Origin of the sequence: Paraburkholderia kururiensis JCM 10599 = LMG 19447, from assembly GCF_003986935.1 — a bacterium.
Classification (GTDB): Bacteria; Pseudomonadota; Gammaproteobacteria; order Burkholderiales; family Burkholderiaceae; genus Paraburkholderia; species Paraburkholderia kururiensis.
In genome coordinates, this window is sequence record NZ_RJZE01000012.1 from 141,947 (window position 1) to 166,920 (window position 24,974).

A 24,974-nucleotide genomic window follows, 5' to 3' on the forward strand; every position below is an offset into this window, starting at 1 on the left:
ATTTCCATGGAACTGTCTTTCGTGAAGCTGTTTGCGAAGCGCCGGGCTCACGCCCTGCCTCAGCTCCACCTGCCGTCTGCCATTTCGGTCCGCCGCTTGCTCGGCGCCGCGGTGGTTGCGGCGTGGACGCTCGCCGCCGCCCCCGCGTTCGCGCAGGACCCTTCGCCGGACACGGGCGACACCTCGGCAATGCCCGATATGCTCGGCGCACCTACTGCCGAGGAACAGAAGTCTCTGCCTGACGTTCCGCTGACGAGCCAGATCGTATTCCAGGTTCTGGCCGCTGAAATCGCATTGCAGCGCGACCAGCCCGCGCCGGCGTACCAGACGTACCTCGCCCTCGCACGCGACACGCACGACCCGCGCATGGCGCAACGCGCAACCGAAATCGCCATCGCGGCGCAAAGCCCCTCGGACGCCCTCGCCGCCGCGCAGCTCTGGCAGCAGTACGCGCCCGCGTCGGATCGCGCGGCGCAACTCGATGCGTCGCTGCTCGTGCTCTCGGGCCGCCCCGAGGACGCTGAGCCCCTGCTCGCGCGCGAGCTTGCGCGCGTATCGGAAGAGAATCGCGGCAGCGCGATCCTCTCGCTGCAACTGCTGCTCTCACGTGGCCCCAACCGTGTGGGCGGTCTGAACACGCTCAAGGACCTGCTCAAGAACGACATGAAGCGGCCCGAGGCGCAACTTGCCATCGGCCGGCAGCAATTGCTCGCCGACGACGTGCCCGGCGCGCGCAAGTCGCTCGAAACCGCGCTCTCGATGCGGCCGGACTACCTGCCCGCCGCGTTGATGCTTGCGCAGATGGGTCCGGACGAGCGCAACGAAGCAATCGCGTCGCTCGAGAAGTATGTTCAGCAGAATCCGAAGTCGCACGACGGAAGGCTCGCGCTTGCGCAGACGTATCTCGCTGCGGACCGCCTCGACGACGCGAGCAAGCAGTTCGAGACCATGCGCAAGGACAACAGCGGCGACCTCACGCCGCTGATGGCACTCGCGCTCATCAGCATCCAGCAGAAGAAATTCCCTGAAGCGCAGGCGTATCTGACGCAGTACGCGCAGCAGGCCGAAAAGACGCCTGGCGGTGACCCGGGCCAGGCCTACATCTACCTCGCGCAGCTCGCGCTCGAGCAAAAGAACGAGACGGACGCCGCGAAGTGGCTGGACCGCATTCAGCCCGACAGCCAGCAGTACATTCCGGCACAGGTCACGCGCGCGCAGCTGCTCGAAAAACAGGGCAAGCCCGACGATGCGCGCAAGCTCCTCGCCGGCATTCAGGCCGCGGACCCGCGCGACCAGGCGCTCATCGCGCGCACGGACGCCGCGATCCTCTTCGATGCCAAGCGCTATCCCGAAGCCGAAGCCCGACTCGCCAAGGCCGTGGAGCAGTTTCCGGACGATCCGGATCTGACCTACGACTACGCGATGGCCGCGGAAAAGAACGCGCACTACGACGTCATGGAAACGCAGCTGCGCAAATTGATCCGCACCCAGCCCAACAATCCACAGGCGTACAACGCGCTCGGCTACTCGCTGGCCGATCGTAACCAGCGCCTTCAGGAAGCGGACAAGCTGATCGAAAAAGCGTCGTCGCTCGCGCCGAACGACGCGTTCATCATGGACAGCGTGGGCTGGGTGAAATACCGGCTCGGCGAGACGTCGGACGCCATCAAGCTGCTGCGCAAGGCCTATACGCTGCAGCCGAATGCCGAAATCGGTGCGCACCTCGGCGAAGTGCTCTGGAAGAGCGGCGCCCAGGACGAAGCGCGCGCCGCCTGGCGCGACGCACTCAAGCTTGAACCCGATAACGACACGCTCGTGAAAACGCTCAAGCGCTTTCAGGTGAACGATCTCTGATGTATTCATCCCGTCACGCCAACCGTTTCGCTTCTCGCTTTCCTCATGCATCCGGCGGCTATAAGGCTGCACGGCGCGGCGCCCTCGGGCTCGCCGCCGTGCTCGCCCTGGCGCTTGCCGGGTGCGCGAGCGTGCCGCATCCCGCTGAATCGACCTCGAACGCCTCGACGTCCGTCACCGCGCAAACGAGCCGCGCGTACCACGGGCGCTTCGCCGTGCAGTACGTCGATCAGAACGGGCAGCCGCGCAATGCGTACGGCAACTTCGACTGGCGCGAAAACGGCGACACCGTCACGCTCCAGTTGCTCAATCCGTTCGGGCAGACGCTTGCCATCGTGACGTCTTCGCCCGCGGCCGCCACGCTCGAGTTGCCCAACCGGCAACCGCTCACGGCAGACAACGTATCGACGCTGATGCAAAACGCGCTCGGCTTCGCGCTGCCTGTGGAAGGGCTGCGTTATTGGCTGCAGCCGTCCATTGCGCCCACATCGCATGCGCAGACCGAAAAGGACGCCGGGCAGGATTCGCGGCTCAAGCAGATCCGCCAGGACGGCTGGACCATCGATTACCTCTCGTATGCCGACGCGCCCGCCACCGGCGTGAAGCGCGTCAACCTGAGCCGCGCGGAACCGCCGCTCGACATCAAGCTCGTGCTCGACCAGTAAGCAGCGCCCTGCGCTTTCCTCATGACTGAAACACCCGACTCGCTGCGCGGCTGCCTCGCGCCCGCCAAACTGAACCTTTTCCTGCACATCACGGGGCGCCGGCCCGACGGCTACCACTCGTTGCAGACCGTTTTCCAGCTACTCGCATGGGGCGACACGCTGCACTTCACCGCTCGTGAAGACGGCGAGATCACGCGCAAGACTGAAGTGCGCGGCGTACCGCCCGAACAGGACCTCACCGTACGTGCCGCGACACTGCTCAAGCAGCACACGGGCACGCGCAAAGGCGTCGAGATCGAGATCGAAAAGCGACTGCCGATGGGAGCGGGTCTGGGTGGTGGCAGCTCGGACGCGGCGACCACGCTGCTCGCGCTCAATCGCCTCTGGAAGCTTGATTTGCCTCGCGAGGAACTGCAGTCGCTTGCACTGAAGCTGGGCGCCGACGTGCCCTTCTTCGTCTTCGGCAAAAATGCCTTCGCAGAGGGTGTTGGCGAAGCGCTTCAGGCTGTACAATTGCCGCGGCGTTTTTTTCTCGTTGTCACGCCGCGGGCACATGTCCCGACCGCCGCAATTTTTTCAGACGAGGCGTTGACAAGAGACACGAAAGTCATCACAATGACGGACTTTCTTGCACAGCAAGGTTGCAGCGCAGGATGGCCAGAAAGCTTCGGCCAAAATGACATGCAGCCGGTTGTCGCGAGGAAATACGCGGAAGTTGCGCAGGTGCTGGGATGGTTCGACAACATCGCACCCGCGCGGATGACCGGATCAGGCGCAAGCGTTTTTGCAGCGTTTGCCAGCCGGGCCGAAGCAGAAGCGGCGCAAGCCAAAATGCCGGCAGGTTGGTTGAGCGTAGTAACGGAAAGCCTCGATACCCATCCACTCTTCGCTTTCGCGGCATAGGTTTTGCATCATCGGGCAGTCCTACCGGCCCGGTGGAGCTCAAAGTTAGTGTAGGGGAGTCGCCAAGTTGGTTAAGGCACCGGATTTTGATTCCGGCATTCGAGGGTTCGAGTCCTTCCTCCCCTGCCAAAAATTCTCGCATTCCTCCGCCCAGCCTGAAGCAGGTGCATGATGAGCAGCAGCCATGACGGCCTGATGGTTTTTACTGGCAACGCCAATCCTGCGCTTGCTCAGGATGTCGTCAAGATTCTTGGAATTCCCCTCGGTAAAGCAATGGTGAGCCGTTTCTCCGACGGCGAAATCCAGGTTGAAATCCAGGAAAACGTACGCGGCAAAGACGTCTTCGTTTTGCAGTCCACCTGCGCGCCGACGAACGACAATCTGATGGAACTGATGATCATGGTCGATGCGCTCAAGCGCGCATCCGCAGGCCGGATCACCGCTGCCATCCCCTACTTCGGCTATGCCCGGCAAGACCGCCGTCCGCGCTCGGCGCGCGTCGCGATCTCAGCGAAGGTCGTGGCGAACATGCTGGAAATTGCCGGCGTCGAGCGGATCATCACGATGGATCTGCACGCCGACCAGATTCAGGGCTTCTTCGACATTCCGGTCGACAACATCTACGCCACGCCCGTGCTGCTCGGTGATCTGCGCAAGCAGAACTACGAGAACCTGCTGGTCGTTTCGCCTGACGTCGGCGGCGTGGTGCGTGCCCGGGCCCTCGCGAAGCAGCTCAACTGCGATCTGGCCATCATCGACAAGCGTCGTCCGAAAGCGAACGTCGCCGAGGTGATGAACATCATCGGTGAAGTGGAAGGCCGTACCTGCGTGATCATGGACGACATGGTCGACACGGCCGGCACGCTTTGCAAGGCAGCACAGGTGCTCAAGGACCGCGGCGCGAAGCAGGTGTTCGCCTACGCCACGCACCCGGTGCTTTCGGGCGGCGCAGGCGAGCGCATTGCCGGCTCGTCGCTCGACGAACTCGTTGTGACGGACACCATTCCGCTTGGCGCAGAAGCCCGTGCCTGCTCGAAGATCCGTTCGCTTTCGTGCGCGGGTCTGCTCGCGGAGACGTTCTCGCGTATCCGCCGCGGCGACTCGGTGATGTCGCTGTTCGCCGAAAGTTAAAGGTTTTGCGGTAAGCGCGGTGTCTCCGGATACCGCGTTTGTTCGCATCAAGGCGCGAGCGAACGAAGGTTCGCGCCATTATGTTGGGGCCCGAGCCAGTGTGCGAAGGCCCCGTTTTTACTGCCTGGTCGCGGGCAGTACATTGGAGAAGCAAGATGAAAGTAGTCGCTTTCGAGCGCAACCTGCAAGGTACGGGTGCGAGCCGCCGCCTGCGCAATACCGGCAAGACGCCGGGCATCGTTTACGGTGCCAGCGCCGAGCCGCAACTGATCGAACTCGATCACAACGCGCTGTGGCACGCCCTGAAGAAGGAAGCCTTCCACTCGTCGATCCTCGACCTGGAAGTGGCCGGCAAGTCGCAGCAAGTGCTGCTGCGCGACGTGCAATACCATCCGTTCCGTCAGCTCGTGCTGCACGTGGACTTCCAGCGCGTTGACGCAAGCCGCAAGCTCCACACGAAGGTGCCGCTGCACTACATGAACCAGGAAACCAACCCGGCCGTGAAGCTGTCGGGCGCGGTTATCTCGCACGTGTTCAACGAAATCGAAGTGGAATGCCTGCCGGCCGCACTGCCTGAGTTCATCGAAGTCGATCTGGCGAAGATCGAAGCAGGTCAGTCGCTGCACGCGAAGGACATTCCCCTGCCCAACGGCGTTGCGCTCACGGCTCACCTCGACGCTGAAAACCCGGTTATCGTTTCGGCGACAATCCCGGCTGGCGCAGCATCCGATGCTGCCGCGGAAGGTGAAGGCGAAGGCGAGAAGCCCGCTGCCTGAGCTGAGGGATAGCGAAGCTATCCTCTCGATCCGTTTCAATGGAACGGACGACGTGACCCGCCGCGGTTCGCCCCGGCGGGTTTTTTTTCGATCGTTGCGTGCCTCGCCCGCGAGCGGCGCGGCCGCGAGAACCTCATCATGATCAGGCTGATCGTCGGGCTCGGGAATCCGGGCGCCGAATACACCGCGACGCGCCACAATGCAGGCTTCTGGCTCGTGGACCAGCTCGCGCGCGAAGCAGGCACGTCGCTGCGCGACGAGCGGCGCTTTCACGGCCACTACGCGAAGGCGCGCCTTTACGGCGAGGAAGTGCATCTGCTCGAGCCGCAGACCTACATGAACCGCTCCGGACAGTCGGTGGTCGCGCTCGCGCATTTCTTCAAGATCTTGCCCGACCAGATTCTCGTCGCGCACGACGAACTCGATCTGCCGCCGGGCACGGTCAAGCTCAAGCTGGGCGGCGGTAGCGGTGGCCACAACGGGCTGAAGGACATCTCCGCCCACCTGTCGACGCAGCACTACTGGCGGCTGCGCATCGGCATCGGGCATCCGCGCGACCTCATTCCCGAGAGCGCGCGAGCGGGTGCGAAGCCGGACGTCGCCAATTTCGTGCTGAAGCCGCCGCGCAAGGAAGAGCAGGACGTGATCGATGCGTCCATCGAACGCTCGCTCGCCGTGATGCCGCTCGTGGTCAAGGGCGAACTCGAGCGCGCGATGATGCAACTGCATCGCGTCTGAACACGAACGGGAGACTGTTTTGAGCCGCTACTGGAGCGACATCGTCCATCGACTGGTGCCCTACGTGCCCGGCGAACAGCCGGTGCTCGCGCATCCGGTCAAGCTCAATACCAACGAGAATCCGTACCCGCCTTCGCCTCGCGTGGTCGAGGCCATTCGTCGCGAACTGGGCGACACGGGCGAAGCGCTGCGTCGCTACCCGGACCCGAGCGCCCGCCGGCTGCGCGAAACCGTGGCCGCGCATCACGGCATCCGGGCAGACCAGGTGTTCGTCGGCAACGGCTCCGATGAAGTGCTCGCGCACGTGTTCCAGGCGCTGCTGAAGCACGCGCATCCCGTGCTTTTCCCCGACGTCACGTACAGCTTCTATCCGACCTACGCGCGGCTCTACGACGTGGCCTACCGCACGGTCACGCTCGACGAAAGCTTCGCAATCCGTATCGACGACTACACCGCGCCCAACGGCGGCGTGCTGTTTCCGAATCCGAACGCACCCACGGGCCGCGCGTTGCCGCTCGATCAGATCGAAGCGCTCGTGGCGCGCAATACGGAATCGGTGGTGGTGATCGACGAAGCGTATGTGGACTTCGGCGCGCAGTCGGCGGTGAATCTGATCGACCGCTATCCTCATCTGCTCGTGGTGCAGACGGTCTCCAAGGCGCGTTCGCTGGCGGGCATGCGGGTGGGTTTTGCGTTTGGAGATACTGCGCTCATCGAGGCGCTGAACCGCGTGAAGGACAGCTTCAATTCGTATCCGCTCGACCGACTGGCGCAGGTGGCAGCAACCGCGTCGTATGAAGACACCGCGTGGTTCGAAACGAATTGCGCCCGCGTGATTGCAAGCCGGGAACGCCTGACAGCGAAGCTGGAAACACTCGGCTTCGACGTCGTGCCGTCAGCCGCGAACTTCGTGTTCGCGCGCCACAAGGACCACGACGCCGCGATGCTTGCGGCGACGTTGCGCGAGCGCGAAATCTTCGTGCGGCACTTCAAGGCACCGCGCATCGACCAGTATCTGCGGATTTCGATTGGCACCGACGCGGAGTGCGACACGCTCGTCAGTGCGCTGGGCGAGTTGCTCGGCCGGTAAGACCGCCGCCCTCGCCGGGCTAACGCTAGAGGCTAGGCATTCTTCGCGGCCATCAGGCCACGATACTTTTCCATCAGTTGATCGCGCGTCTCCACATGCTGGGGATCGCGCGGAATGCATTCGACCGGACACACCTGCTGGCATTGCGGCTCATCGAAATGGCCGACGCATTCGGTGCATTTGTTCGGGTCGATCACGTAGATTTCCGGGCCCATCGAAATGGCGTCGTTCGGGCACTCGGGCTCGCAAACGTCGCAATTGATGCACTCGTCGGTAATCATCAGGGCCATGCTTTTCTCACTTCCTGCCGGCCTCTTCCAACTGGCGCCGGTCGTTTCCGGTTGATGTCGCTGATGGCTGCGAGCCGAAAACGGGGGCGGGGCAAAGAGAGGCCGTGTTTCGTTGCGTTGAACACAGCCGCCAGTTTACGCCGCTTCGTCAAATTGCTCAGGGGTTCTTCGGAATGACGGGGCCGCCCAGCGCCGAGACCTTGTCCTGCAACCATTTCTCGACAGACGGAAACACGAACTTGCTGACGTCGCCGCCCAGTTGGGCAATCTCGCGAACGATGGTGCCCGAGATGAACTGATACTGGTCGGACGGCGTCATGAACATGGTCTCGACGTCCGGCAGCATGTAGCGGTTCATGCCAGCCATCTGAAACTCGTATTCGAAGTCCGACACGGCGCGCAGGCCGCGCACGATCACGCGCGCGTTGTTGCTGCGAACGAAGTCTTTAAGCAGACCTCTGAAACTCATGACCTTCACGTTCGGATAGTGGCCCAGCACCTCGCGGGCAATGTCGAGGCGTTCGTCGAGCGAGAAGAACGGCTTCTTGTTGCGGCTGTCCGCCACGCCCACCACCAGCGTGTCGAAGATGCTCGACGCCCGCCGCACGAGGTCCTCGTGACCGCGCGTGAGCGGATCGAACGTACCCGGGTACACGGCGACTACCATGTTGTTTCTCCTCTCAACAGACAAATGAGGGCGCCGCGCCAGCGGCGACGGCCATGCCCGCGACCGCGCACGTGACGGCGAGCCGTCCGGCGCTTGTTATGGAACGCGCATTATTCCTCATTTTCGCGCTGCAGCAAATGATAGTGGACCGCCCCTGCCTTGCCGTGGCGAGCCACCGTCCAACCCGCCAGCGCTGGGGTTTGCGCCGGATCGAGCGGCGCCCCGGCCTCGACATAGAGGAAGCCGTCGGCAGCGACGAGCGGCGCGGCGACCTCCAGCGCACGGTCGAGCGTCGCAGCGTCGCCGAACGGCGGATCGAGAAACACCACGTCGAACGATGCCGGCGTCAGGCCGGCGGCGAGACGCAGAGCGTCCGCCTCCACGACTTCGATCGCTCGCGCATCGAGCCGCGCCTGGTTCGCGCGCAGTTGCGCGGCCGCGCGCGCGTTGCGCTCCACCATGAGCACGCGCTCGGCACCACGCGACGCCGCCTCGAATCCGAGTGCGCCGCTGCCCGCGAAAAGGTCGAGACACCGCTCGCCGTCGAGCCGCTGGCCAAGCCAGTTGAAAAGCGTTTCGCGAACGCGGTCAGGCGTAGGCCGCAAGCCATCGAGGTCGAGCACCGGAAGCGGCGTGCGCTTCCAGTCACCGCCGATGATGCGCACGGTGTGAGCCGATTTGCCTCGCACCGGCGCGGCAGCGTGGGCACCATGGGCGCGCGAAGGAGAAGAACGGGACATACGGGTAGTAAGCGGGGTAATAAGCGGAGTGATAAGCGATAAGGTGCCGGAGCGCCCACGTTACCACAGGCCTTCCCGGCGAACGCAGCCCGGCACGCGACCACCGCGCCGCCACGAGCCGGGATGCCGCCTGATAAAATGGCGCGTTTGCACGTTCCGCATTCGCGCATCCCCCACTTGCCACGCCACCGTTGCCGCCCGAGGGTCGGGCACAGGGCGTCGGCCCCGCACCAGACACGCCAGATCATGTTCAGTTTTTTCAAGCGATTCAGAGGATCGAAAGCCGCCGAAGGCACGCCCGTCGACGCGCAAGCTGATATCTCGGCCGAGGTTCAAAGCGAACCCGCGCAACAGCCCGCCGACGTCGCGGAAACCCGACCGCCGCAGGAGGCAGCCGCTCGCGTCACGCCAGCCGCGGCGCCGGCAGCGGCACCGGCACCGGTGCCGTCCGCGCGCCAGCCTGAAGCTGCGCCGCCTCAACAGCGGCCCGCCGTCGATATCCCGGCGCCGGCGCCTGCGCCCACGCCTGCACCACCAGCCGTCACGCCGCCGACCGTAGCAGCACCGCCGGTCGCGATGCCTGCGCCCGCCCCGACCCAAGCCGCCGCACAACAGGCCACCGCCTGCGCTGCCCAAAGCAGCCAGGCCGACGAAGAATCCGTCGAAACAGTCGAAATCGTTCCGCCGCCCGCACCGGAACCCGAAGCGAAGAAGTCGTGGCTCTCCCGGCTTAGAAGTGGTCTCTCCAAAACCAGCTCGAACATTGCGGGCATCTTCGTCGCCACCAAGATCGACGAAGCGCTGTATGAAGAACTGGAGACCGCACTGCTGATGTCCGATGCAGGGGTGGAAGCCACGGAGTTCCTGCTCGAATCGCTGCGCGAGAAAGTCCGCACGGGCAGGCTCACCGACGCACAGCAGGTGAAAACCGCATTGCGCGGCCTGCTCGTGGATCTGCTGAAGCCGCTCGAGAAATCGCTCGTGCTCGGCCGCGCGCAGCCGCTCGTCATGATGATCGCGGGTGTGAACGGTGCGGGCAAAACCACGAGCATCGGCAAGCTCGCCAAGCATCTGCAGCACTTCGATCAGTCAGTGCTGCTCGCGGCCGGCGACACGTTCCGCGCCGCCGCGCGCGAGCAACTCGCCATCTGGGGCGAGCGCAACAACGTGACGGTGGTCGCGCAGGAAAGCGGCGACCCTGCCGCCGTGATCTTCGACGCGGTGGGCGCCGCGCGCGCCCGCAAGATCGACGTGCTGATGGCCGACACGGCCGGTCGCCTGCCCACCCAGCTCCATCTGATGGAAGAGTTGCGCAAAGTGAAGCGGGTGATCGGCAAGGCGCTCGACGGCGCGCCGCACGAAGTGCTGCTCGTGATCGACGCGAACACGGGTCAGAACGCGCTCGCCCAGGTGAAAGCATTCGACGACGCGCTCGGCCTGACCGGCCTCATCGTCACGAAGCTCGACGGCACGGCGAAGGGCGGCATCCTCGCCGCCATCGCGCGACAACGGCCGGTGCCCGTGTACTTCATCGGCGTGGGCGAAAAGGTGGAAGACCTGCAGCCGTTCAGCGCCGAGGAATTTGCCGACGCGCTACTGGGCGCGTAGCGCTTCTCGGCTTCTCGACGTCTGGCATATAGCGACAAAAAGGGGCGTCCGCCGTAATCGGACGCCCCTTTTTTCATTGCCGCGCTGCGCGACGCAACCAACGCGCCCGCCGCAGGACCCTCCATTACTCCGAATCCGGCTGCTGCCCCGGCGCCGCCCGCTCGAACGCGTCGAGTTGCGCGGCATGGTCGTAGATGCGCTGGATGGTCGGAAAGCGCGCGGTGTCCACCTTGAAACGCTGCGCGTTGAAGACCTGCGGGATGAGGCAGACGTCGGCAAGCGTGGGCGTATCGCCGAAACACAGCTTGCCCGTGCGCGCATCGCCGGCGAGCCGGGCTTCGAGCGTCTCGAAACCCGCTTCCACCCAGTGCCGGTACCACGCGTCCTTCACGTCGTCGGTCACGCCCACCGTGTGCTTCAGGTACTTGAGCACGCGCAGGTTGTTGAGCGGATGAATCTCGCACGCGATCTGCAGCGCAATGGAGCGCACGTGCGCGCGGTCCACGGCGGTTGCGGGCAGCAGCGGCGGCGTGGGATGCGTCTCTTCGAGATACTCGACGATGGCGAGCGACTGCTGAAGCGCGTGGCCGTCGTCCACGAGCGTGGGCACGATCGCATCGTGATTGAGCTTGCGATACGCGGACGAAAACTGCTCGCCACCGCCGCGCAGCAGATGAATCGGCACGTAATCGTACGGCAGGCCTTTCAGGTTCAACGCGATCCGCACGCGGTAAGACGCCGAGCTTCGGAAATAGCTGTAAAGCTGCATGTGTTGTGTCTCCTCCCCGCTTCCAGCTCAGACCACGCGCACCGTGAATTCGCCGAGCCCGTCCACGCCGCCCTTCATCACGTCGCCCGGCACGACGGCGCCGACGCCGTCAGGCGTGCCCGTGAAAATCAGGTCGCCCGGCTGAAGCTCGAACAGCGTGGACAGATACGCGATGGTGTCGGCCACCGGCCAGATCAGCTGCGAGATGTCGGAGCGCTGCTTCTCTTCACCGTTCACGGTGAGCCAGATTGCGCCTTTGCCCAGATGGCCGATCTTCGACGCCGGATGGATGGGGCCCACGGGAGCGGAGTAATCGAAGCCCTTCGCGGTGTCCCACGGACGGCCCAGCTTCTTAGCTTCGGCTTGCAGATCGCGGCGCGTCATGTCGAGGCCGAGCGCGTAGCCATACACGTGATCGAGCGCGTGATCGACCGGGATGTCCTTGCCGCCTTTGCCGATGGCCGCCACCATTTCCATCTCGAAGTGCACGTTCTTCGAGAGCGACGGATACGGAAACTCACCGGTTTCGCCGGAGGCAACGTACACCACGGCGTCAGCCGGCTTGCCGAAAAAGAACGGCGGCTCGCGGTTCGGATCGTGGCCCATCTCGCGGGCGTGCGCCTCGTAATTGCGGCCCACGCAATAGATGCGGCGCACCGCGAACAACTCGCTGGAACCCGCAACCGGCACCGCTACGACCGGCGCCGGAGCAAACACGTATGTCATGCCGTTCTCCGTCCTGTTGGAAAGCCGCGTGCGCGGCGAGAAAACGATGAGTTTAGCGTGTGCCGCCTGCGGACGCCGGAATGCAGGGTGCCTCGCGGACCGCTCCGGCAACGCCGCGGAACCTTCGCCGCGCACCGCCTGTACAGGCACGAGCGCCGGCCGGTAACGATCGCCGGCCACAGCCTCATGCGATACTGAAGGCCATTCCGTTTCAATCCGCCCAGGACACGCCGGCCCTCCAGCACCGGCCCGCACCGCTTTTGCCATGAACGAGCCAGCCAATCTTGCCGATCCGTTTCCGTGTGCCCACCTCATCAAGGAGATCGGCCGCGGACCGCACGGCGCGCGCGCCCTTTCGTCCGAGGACACGCACGCGCTCTACGCCGCGATGCTCGACGGCCGGGTGTCGGACCTCGAACTCGGCGCCGTTTTGCTCGCCTACCGCCTGAAAGGCGAAACCGCCGACGAACTCGCCGCCATGCTCGCGGCCGCTCATGCATCGTTTGAGCCGCTCCGCGTGGCCACGGACGCCCACGGCGACGCGGCTTCGACCGTATCGGCGGTTTCCATCCCCAGCTACAACGGTGCGCGGCGCCAGCCCAACCTGGTGCCGCTGCTGGCCTTGCTGCTCGCGCGCGAAGATGTGCCCGTGCTCGTGCACGGCGTGAGCACCGATCCGGGCCGCGTCACCAGCGCCGAAATCTTCGCGGCGCTCGGCATCGAAGCGGCGCGCTCGCACGACGAAGCCGAAGCGCAACTGGCCTCGCGTCGCCTTGCGTTCACGCCGATCGAAGTGCTCGCGCCGAAGCTCGCGCGCTTGCTCGCCCTGCGACGCCGCATGGGCGTGCGCAACTCGACGCACACGCTCGTGAAAATTCTTCAGCCGTTCGCGCCTCCGGGGCTGCGGCTCGTCAACTACACACACCCGCCCTATCGCGAGAGCCTGACGGCCCTCTTCAACTCGCATCCCGACGTGGCGGCGGGCGGTGCGCTGCTCGCGCGCGGCACCGAAGGCGAAGCCGTGGCCGACACGCGCCGCCAGGTTCAGGTGGACTGGCTGCACGACGGCGTCTGCGAAACGCTGGTCGAAGCGGAGCGGTCCTCGCCCGAGGCGCCGCAGGCCGAGTTGCCCGAAGCCCGTGACGCCGCCACGACAGCAGCGTGGATCGAGGCCGTGATGCGCGGCGAGGCGCCCGTGCCGCCTGCGATTCAGCGCCAGGTCGAGGTCATCGCCGGCATCGCGAAGCGGCGGGGTGGTTGACACCGCGCGCTGCTCTCGCATACATTCGAACAATGCGTTCCACCCCGAACACCCTCCGAATTACCTTCGGCCGCCTACCGCGGCCCCTACCGCTACGTCTAGCGTAAGCAAGGCGTAGCGCCGCGCGCCCTCTTCAACGCGCGGTCCTCCCAGCAGTTTCCGTAGTTTCCGTTTCACCCCAAACCGCAGTTCTCTTTACAACCTGTAAGTCGTCAGTATTCGTCCGCTTATCGTGCGGCCGAATCGCGAGGGTCAAATGCACGTCGCGCCTCAGGCGCTCCGTGCAGCGGCAGCAGCCCGCCAGCCGCCCGATGCCCACCGCCTCTCGCAACGACACGACGAATGAGGCTCGCCATGTTGCGTCAACCCGCCGAGAAATACCGCCCCTTCCCCGCCATCCGTTTGAACGGCCGCAAGTGGCCCACGCGCACCATCGAACGCGCGCCCATCTGGATGAGCACTGATCTGCGCGACGGCAACCAGTCGCTGATCGAGCCGATGAGCATTGCCCAGAAGCTCGAATTCTTCGAGATGCTGGTCGCCATCGGCTTCAAGGAGATCGAGGTCGGCTTTCCCTCGGCATCGCAGACCGATTTCGACTTCGTGCGCAAGCTGATCGTCGAAAAGCGCATTCCCGAAGACGTCACGATCGAAGTGCTCGTGCAGTCGCGCGAAGACCTGATCGCGCGGACGTTCGAAGCGCTCGAAGGCGTGCCGCGCGCCATCGTGCATCTGTACAACGCGATTTGTCCGTCGTTCCGCAAGATCGTGTTCGACCAGTCGAAAGACGAAGTGAAGGCGCTCGCCGTGGAGGGCACGAAGCGGATCCGCGCCCACGCCGACGCCCGGCCGCAGACCCACTGGATCTACCAGTACTCGCCCGAAACCTTCAGCATGACCGAGCTCACCTTCGCGCGGGAAGTGTGCGACGCGGTCGCACAAACCTGGCGCCCCACGCGCGATCACAAGATGATCGTGAACCTGCCCGCCACCGTGGAAGCGGCCACGCCCAACGTGTTCGCAGACCAGATCGAATGGATGGACCGCAACCTCGCCTACCGTGACAGCATCGTGCTCTCCGTGCATCCCCACAACGATCGCGGCACGGCGGTGGCGGCCGCGGAACTGGCGCTGATGGCGGGCGCGGATCGCATCGAAGGGTGCCTCTTCGGTAACGGCGAGCGCACGGGGAACGTGGATCTCGTCACGCTCGCCATGAACCTCTACACGCAAGGCATTGACCCGGGCCTCGATTTCTCGGACATCGACGCGGTGCGCCGCGTCGTGGAGCGCTGCAACCAGATTCCGGTGCATCCGCGGCATCCGTATGCCGGCGATCTCGTGTTCACGGCGTTTTCCGGCTCGCATCAGGACGCCATCCGCAAGGGCTTCGTGCAGCAGCGTCCGGACGCCGTGTGGGAAGTGCCGTACCTGCCCATCGATCCCGCCGACCTGGGCCGCAGCTACGACGCGGTGATCCGCGTGAACAGCCAGTCGGGCAAGGGCGGCGCCACCTGGCTGCTGGAGCGCGGCATGGGCTTCACGCCGCCGCGCCGCGTGCAGATCGAGTTCAGCCACGCGGTGCAGGCGGCCACGGATTCGTCGGGCGCGGAGATGTCCGGTGAGTCGATCTGTGCGCTCTTCACGCGCGAATACTTCGAGACGCAGGGCCCGGCGCGCCGCATCAGCGCCGGCAAGCTGCGCTGGAACGAGCGCGATCTCGCGGTGCAGCTTGCGCCCATTGCGCCGATGGCTGCTTCAGCCGCGGACTCGGCGGCCCCGCACGACGCGAACGCGCTCGAAGCTCACGCCCAGGCCATTGTTCGGGCGATGGCCGGCGCATCGGGCGAAGCCGTAGAAATCACGTCTCACGAAACAGCACGCACCGCCGACGGCCGGACAGCCGTGTTCGTGGGCTGCCGCGTGGGTGCACAGGCGGTACGCCACGGCGTAGGCGTTGCCGAGGATGCCGCGACCGCCGTGGCCGACGCCGTGGTAAGCGCCGTCAACCGTGCCGCGTGGCCGGACGTCGACCGGCGCGCGGCAGCGTAAGCGAGAAAAAGGAGAAGCGGCGCCGCAACGGCGCCGTCATTCGATCGCGCAGCGCGTCGCCTGCCAGGCAACGAGACGCCAGTGGCCATCCTCCTGCACCTGGATCGCCGTGTACGCGATGGGAAACAGCAGCGCGCCGTTGTTCGCTTCCATTTCGATAAGCGCGCGGCCGCTGACAACGCAGGTCTCGCGACCCACCGGCAGCACGTCCTGCGACTGGATTTCGATCTGGCGATAGCGGCGGCGGCCGGCCGTGATCGCGTCGATGAACTGCTGCTTCGTTTCGCGCTTGCCGTTCGTGTGAACGTAGATCACGTTGTCCGAAAGCAGCGCGCTGAGCAACGGTCCGTCGCCGTCCACCATCGCGCGAAAGCGGTCGCGCTCCAGCGCGCGAATCGCCTCGATCACTTTTGCCGCCATCGCTTGCGCCCCTTATGCATCGGCCGGCCGCCGCGAGAGCAGCCACGATTCAGAAGTTGTACTGCAGGTATAGCTGGCTGAAATTTATACCAGGATTGGGCTCTTTGATACCGGCGTTCGATACATGCTGGAAGCGATAGCCGGCCTGGTACTGCTGATGGTTGCCGAACTGCGCCCCTACGCCCACCATGTCGGCGAACTGGAAGGCCGTGGAAAGCGTATAGGAGGTCGAGATCGTGGGACTGGTGAGCAACCGCACGCCGACGCCGGCTTCCACGAACGGCCGCACCCAGCCCGAACTCTTCACGAACCGGAGCACCGGCCCCACACCGAACTCGCCGATGTTGTTGTGCACGTTGCCTTCGTCGGTATGCCACCACGCCGCGTGAGCCTCGCCCAGCACCGTGAAGTGCCAGCCGCCGATTTCCCACCACGTGATGTTCGGATCCCAGACAAACCCCAGATCCAGCTTGCGGACATGGTGATCGGCCACCGCGCCCGTCACCTGGATACCGAATTGGTCCGCCGCCGCGCTGCCGGACAGACCCACCAGCGCCGCCGCCAGCGCTGCCTGTGCGACCCGGCTGCGCCACGCCCAGTTTTCTCTGATCATCGAACACCCTGTTAGTCGGATTTTGATCTTGATCGACGAGCGATCGTCCCAACATAGGCCAGCAGATTAGCAAAAACCGAACCTGTCCCTCATCGCTCTTCGCAGCAAATAACTCCTTCAAATTCCGGAAAAATCGACCGCTTTTTGCGGCGCTGCTGGCTTCCGCGAGAATTCTACGCGCGGCCTGACAATTCTGCCCACGGGGCGTCACACTATTAAAAGACGAATTTCGATAGCATTCCGGGAACCTCCGGCCCTGGAATCTATCCAAGAATTAGCACTCGGTAAACCAGAGTGCTAACATGCACCGTACAGTCGAAGTCTGACTTTGCAAGAACCCCAGAGGAGTTCCCATCCGTGAGCAACGCAATGACCCTTCCGAGTACTCTGAGCCCGTCGTCGGCCAAGGCCGCTCCGGCAGGTTCGCTGGCGCTCGCGCAGTTCACGCTTCTGCCCGGCCAGCTGGGCAACATCGACGCCTACATTCAGGCGGTGAACCGGATTCCCATGCTGACGCCGCAGGAAGAGCGTCAGTTTGCCACCGACTACCGTCAGCACAACAACCTCGACGCCGCACGCAAGCTGGTGCTGTCGCACCTGCGCCTCGTGGTGTCCATCGCGCGTAATTACCTCGGCTACGGCCTGCCGCATGCCGACCTGATCCAGGAAGGCAACATCGGCCTGATGAAGGCGGTCAAGCGGTTCGATCCGGAGCAGAACGTGCGGCTCGTCTCGTACGCGATCCACTGGATCAAGGCCGAGATTCACGAGTACATCCTGCGCAACTGGCGGATGGTGAAGGTCGCCACCACCAAGGCGCAGCGCAAGCTGTTCTTCAACCTGCGCAGTCACAAGCAGGGCGTGCAGGCGTTCACGCCGGAAGAGATCGAAGGCCTCGCGCAGGAACTGAACGTGAAGCGCGAGGAAGTGGTCGAGATGGAAACGCGCCTCTCCGGTGGCGACGTCGCGCTGGAAGGCCAGGTGGAAGACGGCGAGGAATCGTACGCGCCTATCGCCTGGCTGGCGGATTCGCATAGCGAGCCGACCGCGGTCATCGCCGCGAAGCAGCACGATCGCCTGCAGACGGACGGCATTGCGAGCGCGCTCGAAGCGCTCGATGCACGCAGCCGCCGCATCATCGAAGCGCGCTGGCTCAACGTGGCCGACGACGGCTCGGGCGGCTCCACGCTGCACGAGCTTGCCGACGAGTTCGGCGTGTCGGCCGAGCGCATCCGTCAGATCGAAGCGAGCGCCATGAAGAAGATGCGCACGGCGCTGGCCGAATACGCGTAACTGGACGTGACGGCGGCCGCGGCCATCCGCGGTTGCCGCCCTTCCATCGTTCCTCTCCAAGCCCGCTGCCCCGAACAGGCAGCGGGCTTTTTTGCGCCTTTGCGCCGGCCTCCCGCCTTTGTGCGGCAAATCATCACAACCCGGAAATCGCGATCCGGCGACGATAGAATCTGCGTCCGCCTCCGCGCCGACGCCTTGCAAGCGCGAACTGAAGGCCGCTTGACCTAAATCACGCTTCAGAACGGGGTTCGGGTTAAAAAAAGCACCATCAACCCACCGCATGCCGGACCGCGCACCCTTCGCCGCCCGGCGCGCTCTTCCCGCTTCTCTATGACGCCCGCCTCACCGCACCTGAACAAGACTCTCGATGCCTGGCTCGCGCGCCGCACCGGCTCCGCGCGCGGCGGCCTTCGTCTCGCCGTGGCCGCCGGCCTTGCCGCCGGCTTGCTCGTGATCGTGTCGTCCGCGCTGCTTGCATGGACGGTCAACGCTGTCGTGGTCCGAGGCGCCGCGCTCGCCGACGTGTGGATCGCGCTCGCCGCCATGTTGCCCGTGTTCGCAGCACGCTTCGCGTTCACGCTGGCTTCGGAGCGCCTCGCCTTGCGCGCCGCCGCCAGGGTACGCGGCGAACTGCGCGCCGAACTCGTGCGCAAGATTCACGCGCTCGGCCCGGCGTGGCTCAAGGGCGAAGCAACGGGCGCGCTCGCAAGCCGCGCGGTCACCGGCATCGACGCGCTCGAGGGCTATTACGCCCGCTGGCTGCCCAATCGCGCGCTCACGTCGATGCTGCCCATCGCGATTCTCGTGGTGGTGTTTCCCATCGACTGGGTCTCCGGGCTCGTTCTCACGCTCACCGCACCGCTGATTCCCGTATTCATGATTCTGGTGGGCAAGCGTTCGGTCGAAATGAACCAGCGCCAATGGCATCAGCTGACGCGCCTCGCCGCACGGTTTCTCGACACACTCCAGGGCCTCACCACGCTCAAGCTCTTCAACGCGAGCCGGCGCGAGGCACAAGTGGTGGCCCGCCTCTCGGAAACGTATCGGCAGAGCACGATGCAGGTTCTGCGCATCGCGTTCCTCTCCGCGGTTGTGCTGGAGTTTCTCTCGACGGTGAGCATCGCGATGGTGGCCGTGCTGATCGGTTTCAACCTGCTGTACGGCAAGGTGCATTTCCAGCCCGCGTTCCTCGTTCTGCTGCTCGCGCCCGAGTTCTATCTGCCGCTGCGTACGCTCGGCACGCACTATCACGCGCGCATGGAAGCGATCGGCGCCGTCGAGCACATCGCGGCCATTCTCGATACGCCGCAGCCGCAAACCCACGCTGCGCGCACGCCGCTCGCCGCCGCGCAGCAGTACGGCATCGCATTCGACGCGGTCTCGTTCGCCTATGACGCGAACCAGCCGGCGCTGGACCGCGTGAGCTTCGCGCTCGAACCCGGACGCATCACGGCGCTCGTCGGCCCGAGCGGGGCAGGCAAGAGCACGGTGCTGAACCTGCTGCTCGGCTTCGTGGCGAACCAGCAAGGCAGCATCCGCATCAACGGACAGTCGCTCGCCGAGGTCGAACCGGCAAGCTGGCTCGCACAGGTCGCGTGGGTGCCGCAACGCGCGCACGTGTTCCTCGGCAGCGTGCGCGACAACATCCAGATCGCAAATCCCGCTGCATCGTTCGACGCCGTGCGCGCCGCCGCGCAACAGGCAGGCGCCGACGACTTCATCATGGCGCTCCCGAACGGCTACGACACGCCGCTCGGCGAACGCGGCGCGGGCCTTTCCGGCGGGCAGATCCAGCGCCTCGCGCTGGCACGCGCCTTCCTCAAGGACGCGCCCGTACTGCTGCTCGACGAACCCACGGCCCATCTGGATTCCGCAACGCAGGCGCACATTCACGAAGCCCTGCGCAGACTCGCGCACGGCCGCACGGTGCTGCTCGTGGCGCACCGTCCGGCCACCGCGCGTCTTGCGGACCACATCGTGGTGCTGGACGGCGGCAAGGTCGCGCAAAGCGGGACGCACGAGGCGTTGATCGGCGAGGACGGGCTGTACCGCGAGTTGATCGGCGCTGGCGTTGACAGTACTGGCCGTACATCGGCCGCAACGCCGCATCCTGCCGCGGGGTGAAGCCATGACGACGAAAACACCCAATACGATGGCCCCGCGCATGCACGTCACAAACAGCACCAACAGCAGCGACGTCAACAATGCGAGCAACACCGCCCGCGCCGACCTCATACGCCTCGTCACGCTTTTCCGTCCGTACTGGAAATGGATGGCGGCCGGCATCGCCGTGTCGTTCGTCACGCTGATCGGCAACGTCGCGCTCATGGCGATTTCCGGCTGGTTCATCGCTTCGATGGCGCTCGCCGGCATCAATCACATCGTCTTCGACTACTTCACGCCCGCTGCCCTCATTCGCGCCTGCGCCATCGTGCGCACGGGCGGCCGCTACATCGAACGGCTCGTCACGCACGAAGCCACCTTCCGTCTGCTCGCGAAGCTGCGCGTCTGGTTCTACGAGCGCATCGAACCGCTCGCGCCGGCGTGTCTGCAACACACGCGCGGCGCCGATCTGCTCACGCGCATCCACGCCGACATCGAAAGCCTGAACCACGTCTACCTGCGCGTGATCCTGCCGATGGCAACAGGCGCGCTCGGCGCCCTTTTGATCGTCGCGACGATGGCGGCATTCGACGTGGCAGTGGCGTTCGTCACACTCGTCTTCCTCGCCCTCGCGGGCGTCGTGCTGCCGGCGCTGGTCTATCGGCGTGCGAGCGGCCCGGCCGCGACAGGCATCGCTCAACGCGCGCAGTTGCAGGACGCCATCGTCGACGACCTCCAGGGACTCGCCGAGCTACGCGTGTACGGTGCGGCAGAAGGTCACGCACAACGTATCGAGCAGCTCTCCGGCGCCCTGCTCGATACGCAGGTGAAGCTCAACGACATCAAGGCCATCGCACAGGCGGCCCTCTCCGCAGCGGCGTCGCTTGCGATGTGGGGCGCGCTCTTGATTGCCATTCCGCGCGTCAGCGCAGGCACACTGCCGCCGGCCGACCTCGCGATGCTCGCGCTCTTCGTGCTCGCCAGTTTCGAGGCGGTGGTTCCGCTGCCGCTCGCCATGCAGATGCTTGGCGAAAGCCTCGCCGCCGCGCGGCGCATCTTCGCGCTCGCCGACGCGCAACCCGCCGTGCACGACCCCGAAACCTCCACGCCGCTCGCCGCGAGCAACGACCTGCGATTCAGCCACGTCGGCATGCGCTATCCCGACGCGGCTCACGCCGTGCTCCACGACGTGTCGTTCGATCTGCCCGCGGGACGGCGGCTCGCCATCGTGGGCGGCAGCGGCGCGGGCAAGACCAGCATCGCGAACCTGCTGTTGCGCTTCTGGGACTACCAGCAAGGCAGCATTACGTTGGGCGGCGTCGAGCTGCGCGAGGCCGCTGCCACGGATCTGCGCGCACGCATCGCCGTCGTCGCGCAGGACACCTATCTCTTCAACGCGACGATCCGCGAAAACCTGCTGCTCGCCCGGCCCGACGCCGACGAAGCCGCGCTCGAAGCCGCCTGTCGGGCGGCCCAGTTGCACGACTTCATCCAGAGCTTGCCGCAGGGGCTCGACACCGAGATCGGCGAGGCGGGCACCCGCTTGTCCGGCGGCCAGGCGCGGCGCCTTGCGGTCGCGCGCGGCCTGCTGCGCGACGCGCCCATCCTGATTCTCGACGAACCCACGGAAGGCCTCGACACGGCTACCGAAGCCGATTTGCTGCGCTCGATCATGCAGCTCATGGAAGGGCGCACGGTGCTGCTCATCACGCACCGGCTGTCTGCGCTCGCCGGGTTGGTGGACGAGGTGATCGTGCTGGACGAAGGGCGCATCGTCGAACAGGGCGCCGCGCAAACCCTGCTCGCACGCGACGGCGCCTTCTCCACGCTCCTGCGCAACGACAGCGTTCAGCCAGCCGGGCAAGACGTCTGACATGCGCGCCGCATGAGACGGCTGTTTTGACCTGCGACAAAAACCCGGCATCGCGAACTTCTTACCATCGATATGTCCACACCAGCGTTAGGGAAATTGCTGAGGTGGACACGGCATCGGACCGCGCGACCGCCTGCTACAGCAGGCGCGGCCAAGCGATCCGACCCACACGCACGGCCGGCGGGAAGTCGCACAAAGATGACTCTGCTCGTCATAGAAACAAGACCAGAGGGTAGGCATGGCACGTTCGCGACCTTATGCCACACGCGACAGCAGCCACACGCGGCAGCGCTTCACGTTGAGGCGCTCCCACACAGCAGCCCACCCCGCAACCGCTTCAAATCGCCTTGACTGGAGTGTCAAATGATCAACGATACCGTGGTTGAGCTATCGCGAATCCAGTTCGCCGCCACCGCGCTTTACCACTTTCTGTTCGTCCCGCTGACGTTGGGGATGTCGTTCATGCTGGCGGCCATGGAAACCGTCTACGTGATCACCGGCAAGCCCATCTACCGGCAGATGACGGAATTCTGGGGAAAGCTGTTCCTCATCAACTTCGCGCTCGGCGTTGCGACGGGTCTCACGATGGAGTTCGAGTTCGGCACGAACTGGTCGTTCTACTCGGGCTTCGTCGGCGACATCTTCGGTGCGCCGCTCGCCATCGAAGGCCTGATGGCGTTCTTCATGGAGTCCACGTTCATCGGCCTCATGGTGTTCGGCTGGAAGCAGCTATCCAAAGGCAAGCACCTGATGGTCACGTATCTCGTGGCGTTCGGTTCGAACTTCTCCGCGCTCTGGATTCTGGTGGCCAACGGCTTCATGCAGAACCCCGTGGGTGCCACGTTCAATCCGGTCACGATGCGCATGGAGCTCACCAACTTCGGTGCCCTGATCTTCAGCAACGACGCGCAAACGAAGTTCGTCCACACCAGCGTGGCGGGCTACGTGACCGCCGCGATCTTCGTGACCGCCGTGAGCGCGTATTACCTCGCGCGCAAGCGTCACGTGGAACTCGCCAAGCGCTCGTTCCAGATGGCGAGCATCTTCGGCGTGCTGTCGGTTGCGGGTGTGCTGACGCTGGGCGACGCGCTCGGCTTCGTGGCCGCGCAGGCGCAGCCTTCGAAGCTCGCCTCGATGGAAGCCATGTGGCAGACCGAACCGGCGCCGGCGCCGTTCAACATCGCGGCATGGCCTGACAACGAGACGCGCAAGAACACGTGGGCGTTGCAGGTGCCGTACGTGCTCACGCCGCTCATGACGCACACCATGGACACGCCGGTCCCCGGTGTGGACCAGATCGTCGCGGACGCCGCCAAGCGCATCAAGAACGGCATTCCCGCCGTCAACGCGCTGAAGGTGCTGAGCAGCAATCCGACCGACCCCGCCGCGCTCGCGCAGTTCAACGCGCACAAGGCCGACCTCGGCTACGGCTTCCTCGTGAAGCGCTACGCAGCAGGTCAAGACACCGCCAACGCCACGGACGCCGACATCGCCAAGGCATCGCAGTCGGTCGTGCCGAACGTGTTCTGGATGTTCTGGGTGTTCCGCCTGATGGTGGCGCTGGGCCTCTTGATGCTGGCCTACTTCGTGATCGCCGTCATCCTCTCGCTGCGCGGCGACGTGGGCCGTCAACAGTGGTTCCTGAAGCTCGCGCCGTGGATGATCCCAGTGCCGTTCCTCGCCTGCGAAATGGGCTGGCTCACGGCGGAAATCGGTCGTCAGCCGTGGACGGTGTTCGGCCTGCTGCCCACCTGGATGTCCGCATCGAGCCATAGCGTGGGCTACATGACGTTCTCGCTGATCGGCTTCGTGCTGCTCTACTCGATCTTCATCGCCGTCGAGGCCTACCTGATGGTGAAGTTCATCCGCAAGGGTCCGGACGAAGACCATGCTGAACCGGGCGCCACGCCCACCATCCTCACCCCGGCATTCGCCAACGACACCGCGCGGTGATCCGCAAGGAACAAGACCATGGAACTCTATCTAATCCTCAAAGTGCTCTGGTGGCTGCTGCTCGGCGTGCTGCTCATCGGGCTTGCGACGATGGTCGGCATGGACATGGGCGTGGGCGCGCAACTGCGCTTCGTCGGCCGCACCGACGTTGAACGGCGCGTCGCGATCAACACGATCGCCCCGCACTGGGACGGCAACCAGGTGTGGTTCATCCTGGGCGGCGGCGCGATCTTCGCGGCGTTCCCGCTCATCTACGCCACCGCGTTCTCCGGCCTCTACATCGTGATGCTGCTCCTGCTGTGGACCATGATCATGCGTCCCATCGGCTTCGAGTACCGCAGCAAGATCGACTCGCCCACGTGGCGCGGCGCATGGGACTGGGCGCTGGTGGCAAGCGGCGTCGTGCCGATGATCGTGTACGGCGCGGGCGTGGGCAACATGTTCGTGGGCGTGCCGTTCCACTTCAACTGGGACCTCACCTCGTACTACACGGGCAGCTTCATTACGCTGTTCAACCCGTTCGCGGTGCTGTGCGGCGTGCTCTCGCTGGCGATGTCGCTGTACATGGGCGCAGCCATGCTCGTGGGTCGTGCCGAAGGCGCGGTCCAGCAACGCGCGAAGAGCGTGGCGACCGTCGCCGTGATTCTCGCGGTCGTGGTGTTCTCGGTGTGCGGCGTGTGGGTCTCGCAGATGCAGGGCTACCGTCTCGTGCATTCGGTCAGCCCGGCGCTCGCGCAAACGCCGTTGCAACAACAGGTGGTCGAACTGGCCGCCGGTGCCTGGCTCGGCAACTTCAAGAGCTACCCGATTCTGTGGATCGTGCCGGCACTCGGCTATGTGGGCCTGATTCTCGGCCTGCTCTCGCTGCGCGCGGGTCGCTCGACGCTCGCGTGGTGGCTCGGCGCGATCGCATGGATCGGCGTGATCGGCACGGCCGGCACGGCGCTCTTCCCGTTCCTGATGCCGTCGTCCAGCATGCCTAACCAAAGTCTCACTGTCTGGAACTCGGTATCGAGCCAAACGACACTCACCTGGATGACCGGCTGGACCGTGGTGTTCGTGCCGATCGTGCTCGGCTACACGAGCTGGGCGTTCCACGTGATGCGCGGCAAGGTCAAGGCGGACCAAATCGAAACCGATCCGCACGCATATTGAGGACTTCGCGATGAAAACCCTGTTCCACTTTCTGATCCTCGCCGTGCTCGTCGTGATCGCCATCGTGATTGGCGTCGTGGTGGGCGCTTACGGCGCGTGGTACTTCTCGTGGCTGATCGGCACGATCATGATCGTGCTGTTCGCGGCGGCGGGCGGCGTGCTCTACGACACGCAACAGAAGGAGCGCCGCGCCGCGAACGGCAAGTAAGCGCGCCTTCGCTTCACAAAGACAAACAGCACCCGAGGGTGCTGTTTGCTTTTGGGGCGTCGCGATGCGGGTGCGTGCCGCTTATG

23 protein-coding genes and 1 tRNA gene are annotated in these 24,974 nt (G+C 64.9%); 17 read left to right on the forward strand and 7 right to left on the reverse strand.

Annotation, left to right across the window (positions count from 1 at the left end; translation table 11 throughout):
• The first annotated feature begins 6 nt into the window (after window positions 1-6).
• The 8 genes from PKKP23_RS16290 to hisC all read left to right on the forward strand — a co-directional run bounded on the left by PKKP23_RS16290 (window position 7) and on the right by hisC (window position 7,157).
• Entirely contained in the window at window positions 7-1,854 is a 1,848-nt protein-coding gene (locus PKKP23_RS16290; protein ID WP_126877667.1) for a tetratricopeptide repeat protein, read from the forward strand.
• Window positions 1,854-2,519, forward strand: a complete 666-nt coding sequence (gene lolB, locus PKKP23_RS16295) for a lipoprotein insertase outer membrane protein LolB (protein ID WP_126877668.1) — start codon at window positions 1,854-1,856, stop codon at window positions 2,517-2,519. Before PKKP23_RS16290 ends, lolB begins: the two co-directional genes overlap by 1 nt.
• Before the next feature lie 21 nt (window positions 2,520-2,540).
• On the forward strand, window positions 2,541-3,422 hold the full coding sequence (gene ispE, locus PKKP23_RS16300) for a 4-(cytidine 5'-diphospho)-2-C-methyl-D-erythritol kinase (RefSeq protein ID WP_126877669.1): 882 nt from the start codon (window positions 2,541-2,543) through the stop codon (window positions 3,420-3,422).
• A 52-nt stretch (window positions 3,423-3,474) separates the two neighbouring features.
• Window positions 3,475-3,551: transfer RNA gene (locus PKKP23_RS16305), tRNA-Gln, on the forward strand.
• 39 nt (window positions 3,552-3,590) lie between these two features.
• A complete protein-coding gene (locus tag PKKP23_RS16310) occupies window positions 3,591-4,553 on the forward strand; it encodes a ribose-phosphate pyrophosphokinase (protein ID WP_176049014.1) in 963 nt (320 codons plus the stop codon).
• 155 nt (window positions 4,554-4,708) lie between these two features.
• Window positions 4,709-5,329 (forward strand): 50S ribosomal protein L25/general stress protein Ctc, encoded by a 621-nt coding sequence (locus tag PKKP23_RS16315; RefSeq protein ID WP_017772640.1) that lies wholly within the window; start codon window positions 4,709-4,711, stop codon window positions 5,327-5,329.
• Window positions 5,330-5,467: 138 nt separating this feature from the next.
• Window positions 5,468-6,067: an aminoacyl-tRNA hydrolase gene (gene pth / locus PKKP23_RS16320; RefSeq protein ID WP_017772639.1), complete on the forward strand. Its 600-nt coding sequence runs from the start codon at window positions 5,468-5,470 to the stop codon at window positions 6,065-6,067.
• 19 nt (window positions 6,068-6,086) lie between these two features.
• Complete coding sequence (gene hisC, locus PKKP23_RS16325; RefSeq protein ID WP_126877670.1) at window positions 6,087-7,157, forward strand: histidinol-phosphate transaminase; 1,071 nt, start codon at window positions 6,087-6,089, stop codon at window positions 7,155-7,157.
• 32 nt (window positions 7,158-7,189) lie between these two features.
• On the opposite strand, the gene PKKP23_RS16330 is transcribed toward hisC, so the two are convergent.
• The 3 genes from PKKP23_RS16330 to rsmD form a co-directional block, all read right to left on the reverse strand.
• On the reverse strand, window positions 7,190-7,447 hold the full coding sequence (locus PKKP23_RS16330; protein ID WP_017772637.1) for a YfhL family 4Fe-4S dicluster ferredoxin: 258 nt from the start codon (window positions 7,445-7,447) through the stop codon (window positions 7,190-7,192).
• A 157-nt stretch (window positions 7,448-7,604) separates the two neighbouring features.
• Window positions 7,605-8,114 (reverse strand): pantetheine-phosphate adenylyltransferase, encoded by a 510-nt coding sequence (gene coaD, locus PKKP23_RS16335; RefSeq protein ID WP_017772636.1) that lies wholly within the window; start codon window positions 8,112-8,114, stop codon window positions 7,605-7,607.
• Between the two features lie 110 nt (window positions 8,115-8,224).
• The gene (gene rsmD, locus PKKP23_RS16340; RefSeq protein ID WP_126877671.1) at window positions 8,225-8,854 is read right to left on the reverse strand and encodes a 16S rRNA (guanine(966)-N(2))-methyltransferase RsmD; all 630 of its coding nucleotides are present in this window, start codon (window positions 8,852-8,854) and stop codon (window positions 8,225-8,227) included.
• 246 nt (window positions 8,855-9,100) lie between these two features.
• On the opposite strand from rsmD, the gene ftsY reads away from it, so the two are divergent.
• Window positions 9,101-10,462 carry a signal recognition particle-docking protein FtsY gene (gene ftsY, locus PKKP23_RS16345; protein WP_126877672.1) on the forward strand — a complete coding sequence of 454 codons (1,362 nt, stop codon included), beginning with the start codon at window positions 9,101-9,103 and terminating at the stop codon, window positions 10,460-10,462.
• 124 nt (window positions 10,463-10,586) lie between these two features.
• On the opposite strand, the gene maiA is transcribed toward ftsY, so the two are convergent.
• A complete protein-coding gene (gene maiA / locus PKKP23_RS16350) occupies window positions 10,587-11,231 on the reverse strand; it encodes a maleylacetoacetate isomerase (RefSeq protein WP_126877673.1) in 645 nt (214 codons plus the stop codon).
• A 27-nt stretch (window positions 11,232-11,258) separates the two neighbouring features.
• Window positions 11,259-11,957 carry a fumarylacetoacetate hydrolase family protein gene (locus PKKP23_RS16355; protein ID WP_126877674.1) on the reverse strand — a complete coding sequence of 233 codons (699 nt, stop codon included), beginning with the start codon at window positions 11,955-11,957 and terminating at the stop codon, window positions 11,259-11,261.
• Window positions 11,958-12,222: 265 nt separating this feature from the next.
• Here PKKP23_RS16355 and ybiB point away from each other — a divergent pair, with 265 nt between their 5' ends.
• A complete protein-coding gene (gene ybiB / locus PKKP23_RS16360; protein WP_126877675.1) occupies window positions 12,223-13,218 on the forward strand; it encodes a DNA-binding protein YbiB in 996 nt (331 codons plus the stop codon).
• A 354-nt stretch (window positions 13,219-13,572) separates the two neighbouring features.
• Window positions 13,573-15,270, forward strand: coding sequence for a 2-isopropylmalate synthase (leuA, locus tag PKKP23_RS16365; RefSeq protein WP_126877676.1), 1,698 nt, complete (start codon window positions 13,573-13,575; stop codon window positions 15,268-15,270).
• 36 nt (window positions 15,271-15,306) lie between these two features.
• Here leuA and PKKP23_RS16370 read toward each other — a convergent pair whose 3' ends face one another.
• A complete protein-coding gene (locus PKKP23_RS16370; protein WP_017772628.1) occupies window positions 15,307-15,690 on the reverse strand; it encodes a nuclear transport factor 2 family protein in 384 nt (127 codons plus the stop codon).
• A 49-nt stretch (window positions 15,691-15,739) separates the two neighbouring features.
• Window positions 15,740-16,303 carry an acyloxyacyl hydrolase gene (locus tag PKKP23_RS16375; protein WP_042299413.1) on the reverse strand — a complete coding sequence of 188 codons (564 nt, stop codon included), beginning with the start codon at window positions 16,301-16,303 and terminating at the stop codon, window positions 15,740-15,742.
• A 357-nt stretch (window positions 16,304-16,660) separates the two neighbouring features.
• Here PKKP23_RS16375 and rpoH point away from each other — a divergent pair, with 357 nt between their 5' ends.
• From rpoH to PKKP23_RS16405, 6 genes are all read left to right on the forward strand, one after another.
• Window positions 16,661-17,596 carry an RNA polymerase sigma factor RpoH gene (gene rpoH, locus PKKP23_RS16380; RefSeq protein WP_026121009.1) on the forward strand — a complete coding sequence of 312 codons (936 nt, stop codon included), beginning with the start codon at window positions 16,661-16,663 and terminating at the stop codon, window positions 17,594-17,596.
• Window positions 17,597-17,926: 330 nt separating this feature from the next.
• Window positions 17,927-19,720, forward strand: coding sequence for a thiol reductant ABC exporter subunit CydD (gene cydD, locus PKKP23_RS16385; protein ID WP_126877677.1), 1,794 nt, complete (start codon window positions 17,927-17,929; stop codon window positions 19,718-19,720).
• A 4-nt stretch (window positions 19,721-19,724) separates the two neighbouring features.
• Window positions 19,725-21,572 (forward strand): thiol reductant ABC exporter subunit CydC, encoded by a 1,848-nt coding sequence (gene cydC, locus PKKP23_RS16390; RefSeq protein ID WP_240659035.1) that lies wholly within the window; start codon window positions 19,725-19,727, stop codon window positions 21,570-21,572.
• A gap of 363 nt (window positions 21,573-21,935) precedes the next feature.
• On the forward strand, window positions 21,936-23,525 hold the full coding sequence (locus PKKP23_RS16395) for a cytochrome ubiquinol oxidase subunit I (protein ID WP_126877678.1): 1,590 nt from the start codon (window positions 21,936-21,938) through the stop codon (window positions 23,523-23,525).
• An 18-nt stretch (window positions 23,526-23,543) separates the two neighbouring features.
• Complete coding sequence (gene cydB / locus PKKP23_RS16400; RefSeq protein ID WP_017772622.1) at window positions 23,544-24,680, forward strand: cytochrome d ubiquinol oxidase subunit II; 1,137 nt, start codon at window positions 23,544-23,546, stop codon at window positions 24,678-24,680.
• 10 nt (window positions 24,681-24,690) lie between these two features.
• Window positions 24,691-24,888, forward strand: a complete 198-nt coding sequence (locus tag PKKP23_RS16405) for a hypothetical protein (RefSeq protein WP_017772621.1) — start codon at window positions 24,691-24,693, stop codon at window positions 24,886-24,888.
• The last annotated feature ends 86 nt before the right edge of the window (window positions 24,889-24,974 follow it).